The sequence below is a fragment of the Prevotella pallens ATCC 700821 genome (genome assembly GCF_000220255.1).
GTDB lineage: Bacteria > Bacteroidota > Bacteroidia > Bacteroidales > Bacteroidaceae > Prevotella > Prevotella pallens.
In genome coordinates, this window is the sequence record NZ_GL982514.1 from 366,726 (window position 1) to 376,696 (window position 9,971).

A 9,971-nucleotide genomic window follows, 5' to 3' on the forward strand; every position below is an offset into this window, starting at 1 on the left:
CATACGTATAGAGCCATTTAAGATGAGTCTTAACAGAACGTCTTGCAGTTCTCAGTCTTCTATGTGTATAGGTCGTCTTGCCAGAGATTAGAAGAGTTCGTTCGTCTAGAAACTCTTTCCATTGTTCACACCATTTCTCAAAAGCTGTTATAAACTCTTCTTTTCCCAAAGAGAACATACTTCTCATTAAAGTTAATAGTTCAACGCCTGCAGGTAAATGTGGATTGTTAGTAAGAAGCCTTCTAACTATCTGGAATTGGTGGAACTGACACATTTGTACGGGACAGAAACTTATAGCTTGTAAAAGTCCCATGTGTCCATCACATACCACTGCTTTTATTGTAGTTCCACGCTTCGCAATATACCGAAGTCCATCAAGATAATCCTTATTAGTTTCGTTCTTAACAAACTTGCGATAAAGTATTTTGCCTGATGAAGCATCCTGAAAAAGCATCACGCCAAATGTCTTGGAAAAGTAAGTTGTATCTATTATTATTACTGCAGATTTGGGGGGAGTAGCTGTAAAACTATCTACCACTAAACTTAATCTACGTCGTATGGTTCGTTCTGAGCATTTATAAAGAGAGGATAGATCAGATATCGTTCGATTTGCCGTCAGATAGTCGTTCCATAGAGAAATATTATTTATACGCAGACCACCTTGAAATTCTCTACCACAATCCTTGCAGGAATACATCTGAACAGAACGTCGATGCCCATTCTTTTTAACATTTGAGCTATTACAGAAGATACAGTTTTTTTATTCATAGATTTTCAAATGCTGCAAAGGTAGTAAATGAAAGAATTCCGAGAGTTTTTCAGCCTACCAAATGTCCATTACACCGAAAACTGTGATTAAGCTAAATCATTATTTTTGTCCCTCTGAATTGGAAAATGCTGTCGATGGGTGGGTGAAATATTATAATGAGAGAAGGTTTCATGAATCGTTGGATAATCTTACACCTAGAGATGTATATTTGGGGCAAGGGGAGAAAAGTAAAAAGATAAGAGAAATAATAAAGCAAAATTCAATCAACAAAAGAATTTTTGATAATAAAACAATGAAATATCAGAGTAAATAACTACATTTGCAGTTGTCCACTTTTGTTTGACAACGTACATTAACAGCAGGTAAAGATCCAGACCATGCTGTAATAACTCATTTTTATAAAGAAATGAAGAATAATATGACCTACAAGGAAACCAATGGAAAGTTCTTTTATGAATTCTTTAATAGAAATGTACACGAAGTCGGACATATTCCACAGGTAAATGGTACTCAACATCTGGTAAGTTCTCTTGGTCAATATTTAAAAAATGTAATATCTGGAGAGAATTGGCATGATGGTAGATATTCAACGAAGGAGCATGATGCAGACAAAGGAGCACAAGAGTTTCAAAAATTCAATAAATTTATTGATAATAAAATTCAAAAAAATGGCTTAAAGAACCTATTTTATAATAAGAAAAACTCTCAAGATAAGATAATTGAGACAATTGATAAATGGTGGAATTTATACGAAAGATCTAATCATAATAAAGGTAATGAATAGGAATGTAACGTTTATTATATGTTCTTTATTATTATGCAGCTGTAATAGAGAAGTTGATTTTTGCTTTAATTTTGGCTCTCAATCCTTATGTGTATATAAGAGTTCTTTCTATAATCTTAGTATTGAGAATGACTCAATTACTCCAGATGGAAAATCATACGAAGGGGCGATATCCTTATTCTGGACTGATTCAGCAAATTCTCCTCCCCAAAGAATATATTTAGACAGAATCCCCAAGGGCTACTCTGTTTATCGTGGTGGAATAAAATCAAGCGAAAAAAGAATAAGTCTAAAAGGAAACTCCGTCTATACTATAACATCAACAGGGATAGCTGCTGTGGGCTGTAGTATTAAGGTATGGACTAATCATCGAGGCGAAGTGATAAAAGCTATTCAAATGCCACAATTGGGGAATGCCAATGGAGATTCCTAAAGAAATTATGAATATTCCAGAATCCTCCTTGTCTGTTATCAGATAATGGACCATGTTATATTGCTTCCTCTCTCAAACAGTATCTCTGTAAGAAATATAATATCAAGCATATCCATGGCAACCCCCTTGCATCCGCAGACGCAGGGAAAGATAGAACGATATCACAGATCGATGAAAAATGTGATTAAGCTAAATCATTATTTTTGTCCCTCTGAATTGGAAAATGCTATCGATGGTTGGGTGAAATATTATAATGAGAGAAGGTTTCATGAATCGTTAGATAATCTTACACCTAGAGATGTATATTTGGGGCAAGGGGAGAAAATTAAAAAGATAAGAGAAATCATAAAGCAAAATTCAATCAAAAAAAGAATTTTTGATAATAAAACAATGAAATATCAGAGTAAATAACTACATTTGCAGTTGTGCACTTTTGTTTGACAACGTACAATAGGTATCCAAAAAGAGTATGACTCCGAATTAAAAATGGAAATAGAATTTCCGGTTTTTGGTAAAACTAATACAAGATTAGAACGGCAAATAAGTACTGTAGAACAGCAGGCATTAAAAAACTATGATGAAAAAAACAATTAGTATCTTCTTGCTATTTTTGGCTTCGTGTATGTCACAGAATCAATTTGCATATCCCTCCACAAGGGGGGAGTGCATTAATTTACTTACAAAAAAAATTGTATTGAATATACCCACTCCTGTCTATTTGAAGAAAGAAAATTACGAAGAGGGTGTAATATATACTTATATTTTTAAAGACGGTGGATGTATTCTTATTCACGAAGGAGCTCTAATGCAGTTTGATTTAGATTCTTATAAACCTTTAAAAGTAACTCATAAAAAAACATGTTTTATATCTTATGGAATAGAAAATGATAAATTTTGGAAAAAATGCGTTTATGGTAGTGTCCGATTATACTATCGTGATGTACATAAAGATAATAGACCGAAATACGAAAAGATATTTAGAACAATGAAGATATTAAATATAGAATAAGAATTCTATGGTTATCAATTGCGAGTATGATTACGGACGTCTGACAGCTATCAACTATCCTGACCACTTGGGTAGCAGTAGCTACATCACCAACTTAGACGGAGAAGTATCGCAGCACATCGAATACGTTCCATTTGGTGAAGTATTCCTTGAAGAACGCAACAATACGTGGAACACGCCTTATCTCTTCAACGCCAAAGAGTTTGATGAGGAGACAGGTATGTACTACTATGGAGCGAGGTATTATGAACCGAGGGTTAGTTTGTGGATGAGTTGTGATCCTATGGAAGAAAATACTCCATTCTATAGCATGTATTCTTATTGTCTCAATAATCCTATTTTACTAATAGACCCAGATGGAGCCTATCCAATTATAACAATAACAAAACAAAAAACTGGTAGAACGACTTGGCAAAGAATTATAGGTTATACAGGACAAAAAAGAAATATAATTACAAGGGTAAATCTTTATAAAGTAATAGTCTGTGATACAGAGGATAAAAACTACCATATAGAATTTTCTGTTACAAAAGATGCCTTTATTATGAGGAAGGAGGCTAGAAATGGCAAAAAAATAGTTCTATCTAATGTCGCTTATGAGCCTAAAAACGGAAAAGATAATAGTTATACGGCACAAGTCATAGACTATCCTAAAGGAAATGGTACCAAGGCATTGAAGTTAACACAATATGGGTCTGAGGTAATCTATGCGGATCCTAACAATATTTCTGTTGAAATGGAGTATAGAAATAAAAGTGATGTTGCTGCTGGGGTTATGATGCATATTGGTGGTATATATAATCTAAATGGGAAGAATCATTATGCTGCCTCTGAAGGATGTTTTGGAATTGCAAATAGCGACAAGTTTTCTTCTAACGCTTACACAAATAAAATATTAGATAGTATTATAAATCAATCCCAAAAAAGCAAAACAAATAAGGGTAGAATAGATGTCATAATAGAGAAAAGAGATGTGAATAAAATACCGCAGATCAAAAATGTAGAAGTAAAATGAGAAAGATAGGTTATTTAATTGCATTTTTCATATTGTCATACTCTTGCTCAACTAAAGAGCAAGAGTATGAATCTTTCAATGTTTTATACTGTAAGGAATCATCCCAAGGATTACATTATAATGTTAGTGATAAGATTATAACATATAAAGAGAGGAAGTATTTCGTAAAAATGATAGGATATTATATAAAGAGGAGATTAAACAATGTAGATATATATAGAAGTGATGGTATTCTATCTTATACAAATAATGAACTAAAGTCCAACAAGCATCTTATAAAATATATAGACATCCCATTAAACAGAAAGATTATAATTCTACAAAAAACACTTTCTGATAATGGTACCGTTTTCACTTATGAACAAAAAGGAGATTCCATATTTGTTAATCGGGGAAATGGAATTATTATATATGTTAATGAGATCCCGTAATCAATGTGTGACAAAGGTTTACAATCCTGTAACCTGAGCAGGAGGAAGCAAGGAGTAATACTCTAAATCGGGAGTTATCCCAATAACTACCTGATTCTTAAAGAATGAGCATTAAGATTCCAACCGTTCCTTCCAATGGTTTTCAAAATGTAATCTATAAATATGATAATGGAGATACGTTTACATTAGTCCAAGGAGCAGTTTCACGAAAGACAGGAGATAAAGTAGAAATAATACCAGGTAGTGGTTTATTCGCACCTGTAACAGAAGTTAATGCGACAGGACAATTGAAATCAGTTACTAAAAAGAGTCAAAATGATTAGAGTTATATTATTAACTTTTTTGTTTCTTCTTGGGTCATCAGTGATGGCTCAAGAAGAATATTTAACCTTAAAATGTGTAGATATTTTCTATACAAAAACTCACAACTTAGGTTTTGTTAATAAGGTTATATGTTGTCGTAATGAAATGAATGGAGATACATTAATGGTAAATCAAAAGATTCCTATCACCACTGTTTATGATGGAGTTAGGATCTATGACAAAGGATTACTTAATGGCATCTTTCCACGTAAGAATAATGTATATATAATTGTTATACAACCAATAAATGTTTCTGTCATAACCGATCTTCCGTACAATTATTATGCTATAAACTGCATCTTTGAAAATGACAAATCTCCTAGATTTTATGAGATTACAAAAAACACAAACGATAAATATCTTGGTAGTTATCAGAGATACATAGATATAGATAATAAGCTATACTTGATAGCCCATATTTCGAAGTTGTATGGCGACTGACGAGAACGTAAACTTATACATACAAGTATTAGACACACAGGTAATGCTCCAAATCGGGAGTAATCCCAATAACTACCTGATTCTTAAAGAATGAGCATTAAGGTTCAAAATATGATGTCATACACTCTAAAATATGACGTCTCAATCTGACGGATATGACGTCTAATCCTGGTAAATATGACGTCTCATTTTAGTAAATATGACGTCATAAACAAAAGAGTAAAAAGCGTAGTACGAAAATGCAAGCCACAATAGCGATAGAGAACAGAATGTATAATATTAAAACTGCAAGTCTATGGTAAACCACATATAGATTGTTTGAACTTACCCATATAAGGGTAATGGGTAATACCCTTATAAGGGTGCTCATCATTACCCTTATATGAGTATCAAAAGCCGTAAGCAATAAACAGAAAAAAACAACGTTAAATAATTGATATGTGTGGAGGAAAAGACATCATCGAGCAGCGCACCTACTTGAAGTATTGCAACGGAGCGGAGACCTTCTACAGCTACGACCCTGCACGCAGACGTTTGCAGAACCTCGTGGTGAATGCCAAGGCTGGTACTATTATGGACAATGCCTACAGCTACGACGCAGTGAGCAACGTGCTCGGCATTAAGAACAATGCTCCGCTCCCACAGAGTGGCAAGGCAGGCGGACAGATGAGTCACAGTTACACTTATGACCCACTGTATCGCTTGTCAAGTGCAACGGGAACCTATGCAGGAACGGACAATAAGACGGCTTCTTACACCCTTGCGATGGGCTATGACAATATGCACCGCATCACAAGCAAGAAGCAACACCTCTCGCAAACGGGCGTACAGTTTGAGGGTACACTCCATGCAGGCTACGACCTGACCTATACTTACGGCAAGGATGCAGGCAAGAAGTTCCAACTCGACAATGTTCGTGACATCAACTACCGCACGGAAGAGACTCCTACGGAGAGTACGAATATCAACAACGGACACAAGTACGCTTACGACCTCAATGGAAACCTTGTCTACATCAATACCTCTCGTGTAAAGAAAGACGGCAAGGAGGATGAAAAGGCGACCGAGCAGAAGTACCGTTGGGACGAGGAGAACAGACTCCTTGCAGCCGATGAGAACGGCTTTGTGAGCAACTATTGGTATGATGCCGACGGTGAGCGCACGGTGAAGACCAGCGGAGAAAACGAAGCGATTTATGTGAACTCCGAGTTCTCTGGAGGTAACACTGGTACGGCAAGGTTCAGTCTCTATGTCAGCCCATACCTCGTTGCAGGACAAGGAGGTAAGTACACCAAGCACATCTATGTAGGTAGTCAGCGTATCGTCAGCAAGCTCGGCGACCTCGCAAGTTATGGCGCAGACCCAAGACGAATACCGTATGCAGGCAATGAAGCTGATGGTCTTACTATTGACTACAAGGATAAGTATGCAAAGCAACTGCAATCCATTAAGGATAACTACAAGGCGTTTGACCAACCTTATAACGGTAAGGACAATGACGACTACGTGAACGGTCAGGGTTTCTGCTGCAACGACGATACGCCGGAGGCGGCACAGACAAGGGCACGTACAAGGGCTGCAAATGGCAACTTCAAGCCTAACGACGACTACGAGAAGATGCAGTTCTACTACCATCCCGACCACTTGGGCAGCAGTAGTTACATCACCAACTTGGATGGTGAAGTATCGCAGCACATCGAGTATGTACCGTTCGGCGAAGTCTTCATCGAAGAGCGCAACAACACATGGAATACGCCTTATCTCTTCAATGCTAAAGAATTTGACGAGGAGACGGGTATGTATTACTATGGTGCGAGGTATTATGAGCCGAGGTTGAGTTTGTGGATGAGTGTAGATAGATTTGCAGAAAAATATCCAGCTACCAGTGGATATAATTATGCGATAAATAATCCTGTGCGATATATCGATATAAATGGAGACAGCATAAGAGTAAGTTCGGAGAATAGAGAATTATTTAACAAAACATTGAAAGATGTTTTTGGAGAATTCTCCTCTAAGTTCTCTTACACACAATCAGATATGCTTGTGTTTAGTGGCAAAAATAAAGGTATGGGCAAAGCACAACGCAAAGTATTCAAAAGACTAAAAAAAGTAATGTATAGCAAGACCATTACAAACATACAATATGGCAAGGACACCCAAATAACCGATAGGTATGGAAATAAAAGCACTTTCAAGGCAGAATCTGGAGGAGGTGCTGCAACATCTCTGGCAAGCGAAAATGAGAATTATAATCAAAATTTTATAGTTATAGATCCGAATAAGACGATTGGAGAAACAATGGAAGTTACAGATGCCTATTATAAAGAACCGATTGATCCTCAAAATGGTGCCCGATTTAAAAAAGTTACTTTTCAGACAAACCAAACTGATATGACTTTTCATGAGATTGGTCATGTTGTTTATGAAGGAAAGGGGCAGCATAAGGTTCTTGATTTTAACAATATTGTGAGGGGAATTTTACAATTGCCGAAGCGTCAGTATGATGAAACACACAATTACAAGGTTAGGAAATGAAAAGGTATGTTGATATGCTTTATGTGGCAATAAGTCTTTTTGTGTTGCCTGCGCAGAACTCTGCACAGGTAACACAGGAGAAGAGAATTACAGCTACAGTTTTAAAAAAGGATACATGTTGTCAAATTGTTTTTTTTAATGTATCCCAAGATACACTCTATCTATTTGATAGCTATATATGTAAAGATTTCTATAAATCAAAATGGCTTCACAGATACAGCAGGAATAGAAATCTACTCAAATTGTCTTTTCTCCCATTGGTGCCTTTTTTATCTGTACATTATACAGACAAATTAATCATAGGAGAAAGACGACTGATAAATAAATGGCAAGTTTTATATCACTTCACGCCAATTCCTCCAAGAGGGGAAATAAGGGTAAATTTACCTTTAGAAGTATTTAAGACTTATGATTATGTTATTGATATTGATATGAAACAGTTGTCGATCTTTCAAGATGATATAAAGTTTAAAAGGCGAAGGATTAAGAAACTAACTGATATCGCCATAGAATTTGCATTTTATGATCAAATAAATCTGTTAAATTCTGAAAGTTTTTATAAAAATGAATTTAAATCAGGTGAGCAAGCCTTAAATTATAATATATTAGAGATTTTCTATCATATAGAAGATTAAGAAGTTTCTACATCGTTGAAGCATTTGTTTCTATAGTTGGATTCAAGGATTTAACAAAAACGGTAATGCTCCAAATCGGGAGTTTTCAAAATAATTATCTGATAATCAAGAAATATTTCAACCATCAAACGTTAAGACAGGGGGATCTCTTTTCCTTTTTCTAATGAACGGGAGAGATAACAAGCCTATAAGAATATTTTGGAGGGTTATGCCCCTGATTGAGATTTTTATGTTTGACACACCTATATTAAAAGGCAAGGGTAATAAATGGGAAAGAACGACGTTAAATAATTGATAACCATAATAAATAAAAAATTATGATTGATTTTGAAGTAAAATCAAAAAAGCAGCATATATCGGTGAACATAAGAGACAGACCCAAGACGAATATCGTATGCAGGCAATGGCACGCACAAGAGCTGTAAACGGCAACTTCAAGCCGAATGACGACTACGAAAAGATGCAGTTCTACTATCATCCTAATCACTTAGGCAGCAGTAGTTACATCACCAACTACGACAGAAGCAAAAGATGGAAAAATGCCAAAGAATCCATTTATAATGGATGAAATAGTTATATCTGCACCCAAGTCTAAAAAGTAAATCCAAATAATGATAATAATGAGACACATAACAAATAGTATTAAATGTTTGATAGTTTTTGGTATATGGTTACTTGGTTTTAATGCATTGAGTGCTTGTAATATCAAGCTCAAAATTGTTTACACCGAAGCTGACCTAAGAACAATTTTTAGTATTACCCCAGAGTTTTTTGACAAGGGATTTGTCAGTCATTCGCTTGATAGTATAATCGTGGCGTCAGATATGGATATTTCCAAATTCTTCGACACCATAAAATCTCTTAAAAAAACAAGTGAAATACACCCTTCTATAAATGTTCGTGCAAAAATTATATTCTATTTGAACGAACAAATCTTGGATACATTTTATTTAGGAATGTTTTATATATACTGTCAGAATGGAATATACGAAGTAAACGAAGAATTCAGAAATATGATTAATGCTATAATAAAAAAAAGTGGAAAGTTGCCTATGTATTGATAAAAAAACATTATGCCCCAACACCCATATAAGGGTAACAGGCAATACCCTTATAAGGGTGTTCATAATTACCCTTATATGGGTATTAAAAGCCGCAAGCAATAAACAGGAAAGAACGACGTTAAATAATTGATAACCATAAACAATAAGTTTTTTCTTGGTGGTTACAATTATTTTTTATAATATTGCAACGAGTAACCTTACCTAGTGTAATATTTGAACCTTCAAATATTTGAGTATGACAAGTTATCAAGCATATTCACCAAATGATTTTAACAGCAATGTTAAGCTGTTGCACAGAAAAAGGTTGATGAATAAAATATATGGAATCATACTTTTATTGCTCATTCCCTGTATGACGTATGCCCAGGCGGTACCGACTAAATTATGGGGAGAAGTGAAAAACACCTCTGACGAAGCGATGGACTTTGCCAGTATTGTTGTGATGAATACTAATCTGCCCAACAAGATACTCGCATCAACATATACAGG

The 9,971-nt window shown here is 35.3% G+C and carries 14 protein-coding genes and 2 pseudogenes; 14 read left to right on the forward strand and 2 right to left on the reverse strand.

Features of this window, described 5'->3' with window-relative positions; genetic code table 11:
• Together HMPREF9144_RS10675 and HMPREF9144_RS14095 are read right to left on the reverse strand one after the other, a co-directional pair.
• Positions 1-697 (reverse strand): IS256 family transposase, variant Zn-binding type (locus HMPREF9144_RS10675; RefSeq protein ID WP_083818177.1); only part of this gene is annotated, 697 nt, incomplete at its 3' end.
• A 6-nt stretch (positions 698-703) separates the two neighbouring features.
• Positions 704-751: pseudogene (locus HMPREF9144_RS14095) on the reverse strand (hypothetical protein); the annotation flags it as partial.
• Positions 752-851: 100 nt separating this feature from the next.
• Here HMPREF9144_RS14095 and HMPREF9144_RS10680 point away from each other — a divergent pair.
• From HMPREF9144_RS10680 to HMPREF9144_RS13710, 14 genes and pseudogenes are all read left to right on the forward strand, one after another.
• On the forward strand, positions 852-1,082 hold the full coding sequence (locus tag HMPREF9144_RS10680) for an integrase core domain-containing protein (protein WP_249031188.1): 231 nt from the start codon (positions 852-854) through the stop codon (positions 1,080-1,082).
• A gap of 93 nt (positions 1,083-1,175) precedes the next feature.
• Entirely contained in the window at positions 1,176-1,553 is a 378-nt protein-coding gene (locus HMPREF9144_RS10685; RefSeq protein ID WP_006046081.1) for a hypothetical protein, read from the forward strand.
• Positions 1,546-1,986, forward strand: a complete 441-nt coding sequence (locus HMPREF9144_RS10690; RefSeq protein WP_006046082.1) for a hypothetical protein — start codon at positions 1,546-1,548, stop codon at positions 1,984-1,986. The genes HMPREF9144_RS10685 and HMPREF9144_RS10690 overlap by 8 nt, the downstream gene beginning before the upstream one ends.
• Positions 1,987-2,100: 114 nt before the next feature.
• A complete protein-coding gene (locus HMPREF9144_RS10695) occupies positions 2,101-2,397 on the forward strand; it encodes an integrase core domain-containing protein (protein WP_083818179.1) in 297 nt (98 codons plus the stop codon).
• A gap of 163 nt (positions 2,398-2,560) precedes the next feature.
• Positions 2,561-2,995, forward strand: coding sequence for a hypothetical protein (locus tag HMPREF9144_RS10700; protein ID WP_146739291.1), 435 nt, complete (start codon positions 2,561-2,563; stop codon positions 2,993-2,995).
• A gap of 55 nt (positions 2,996-3,050) precedes the next feature.
• Positions 3,051-3,356 (forward strand): annotated as a pseudogene (locus tag HMPREF9144_RS14020) (RHS repeat domain-containing protein); the annotation flags it as partial.
• Positions 3,357-4,006: 650 nt separating this feature from the next.
• Entirely contained in the window at positions 4,007-4,441 is a 435-nt protein-coding gene (locus HMPREF9144_RS10710; protein ID WP_006046086.1) for a hypothetical protein, read from the forward strand.
• A 104-nt stretch (positions 4,442-4,545) separates the two neighbouring features.
• Positions 4,546-4,764: a hypothetical protein gene (locus HMPREF9144_RS10715; RefSeq protein WP_006046087.1), complete on the forward strand. Its 219-nt coding sequence runs from the start codon at positions 4,546-4,548 to the stop codon at positions 4,762-4,764.
• 43 nt (positions 4,765-4,807) lie between these two features.
• A complete protein-coding gene (locus HMPREF9144_RS10720) occupies positions 4,808-5,245 on the forward strand; it encodes a hypothetical protein (RefSeq protein ID WP_112317111.1) in 438 nt (145 codons plus the stop codon).
• 438 nt (positions 5,246-5,683) lie between these two features.
• Positions 5,684-7,783 (forward strand): RHS repeat domain-containing protein, encoded by a 2,100-nt coding sequence (locus tag HMPREF9144_RS10725; protein ID WP_006046089.1) that lies wholly within the window; start codon positions 5,684-5,686, stop codon positions 7,781-7,783.
• On the forward strand, positions 7,780-8,418 hold the full coding sequence (locus tag HMPREF9144_RS10730; protein WP_006046090.1) for a hypothetical protein: 639 nt from the start codon (positions 7,780-7,782) through the stop codon (positions 8,416-8,418). Before HMPREF9144_RS10725 ends, HMPREF9144_RS10730 begins: the two co-directional genes overlap by 4 nt.
• Positions 8,419-8,821: 403 nt before the next feature.
• Complete coding sequence (locus tag HMPREF9144_RS13385) at positions 8,822-8,986, forward strand: hypothetical protein (protein WP_006046092.1); 165 nt, start codon at positions 8,822-8,824, stop codon at positions 8,984-8,986.
• A 52-nt stretch (positions 8,987-9,038) separates the two neighbouring features.
• Complete coding sequence (locus HMPREF9144_RS10735) at positions 9,039-9,479, forward strand: hypothetical protein (RefSeq protein WP_112317115.1); 441 nt, start codon at positions 9,039-9,041, stop codon at positions 9,477-9,479.
• Positions 9,480-9,717: 238 nt separating this feature from the next.
• The coding region (locus HMPREF9144_RS13710) for a hypothetical protein (RefSeq protein ID WP_006046094.1) at positions 9,718-9,971 on the forward strand (254 nt) is incomplete at its 3' end.

Bases quoted from the DNA above. Each gene is read 5' to 3' on its own strand.
- HMPREF9144_RS10685 (WP_006046081.1), top strand. From the start codon at position 1,176: ATGAAGAATAATATGACCTACAAGGAAACCAATGGAAAGTTCTTTTAT.
- HMPREF9144_RS10690 (WP_006046082.1), top strand. From the start codon at position 1,546: ATGAATAGGAATGTAACGTTTATTATATGTTCTTTATTATTATGCAGC.
- HMPREF9144_RS10695 (WP_083818179.1), top strand. From the start codon at position 2,101: ATGGCAACCCCCTTGCATCCGCAGACGCAGGGAAAGATAGAACGATAT.
- HMPREF9144_RS10700 (WP_146739291.1), top strand. From the start codon at position 2,561: ATGATGAAAAAAACAATTAGTATCTTCTTGCTATTTTTGGCTTCGTGT.
- HMPREF9144_RS10710 (WP_006046086.1), top strand. From the start codon at position 4,007: ATGAGAAAGATAGGTTATTTAATTGCATTTTTCATATTGTCATACTCT.
- HMPREF9144_RS10715 (WP_006046087.1), top strand. From the start codon at position 4,546: ATGAGCATTAAGATTCCAACCGTTCCTTCCAATGGTTTTCAAAATGTA.
- HMPREF9144_RS10720 (WP_112317111.1), top strand. From the start codon at position 4,808: ATGGCTCAAGAAGAATATTTAACCTTAAAATGTGTAGATATTTTCTAT.
- HMPREF9144_RS10725 (WP_006046089.1), top strand. From the start codon at position 5,684: ATGTGTGGAGGAAAAGACATCATCGAGCAGCGCACCTACTTGAAGTAT.
- HMPREF9144_RS10730 (WP_006046090.1), top strand. From the start codon at position 7,780: ATGAAAAGGTATGTTGATATGCTTTATGTGGCAATAAGTCTTTTTGTG.
- HMPREF9144_RS13385 (WP_006046092.1), top strand. From the start codon at position 8,822: ATGGCACGCACAAGAGCTGTAAACGGCAACTTCAAGCCGAATGACGAC.
- HMPREF9144_RS10735 (WP_112317115.1), top strand. From the start codon at position 9,039: ATGAGACACATAACAAATAGTATTAAATGTTTGATAGTTTTTGGTATA.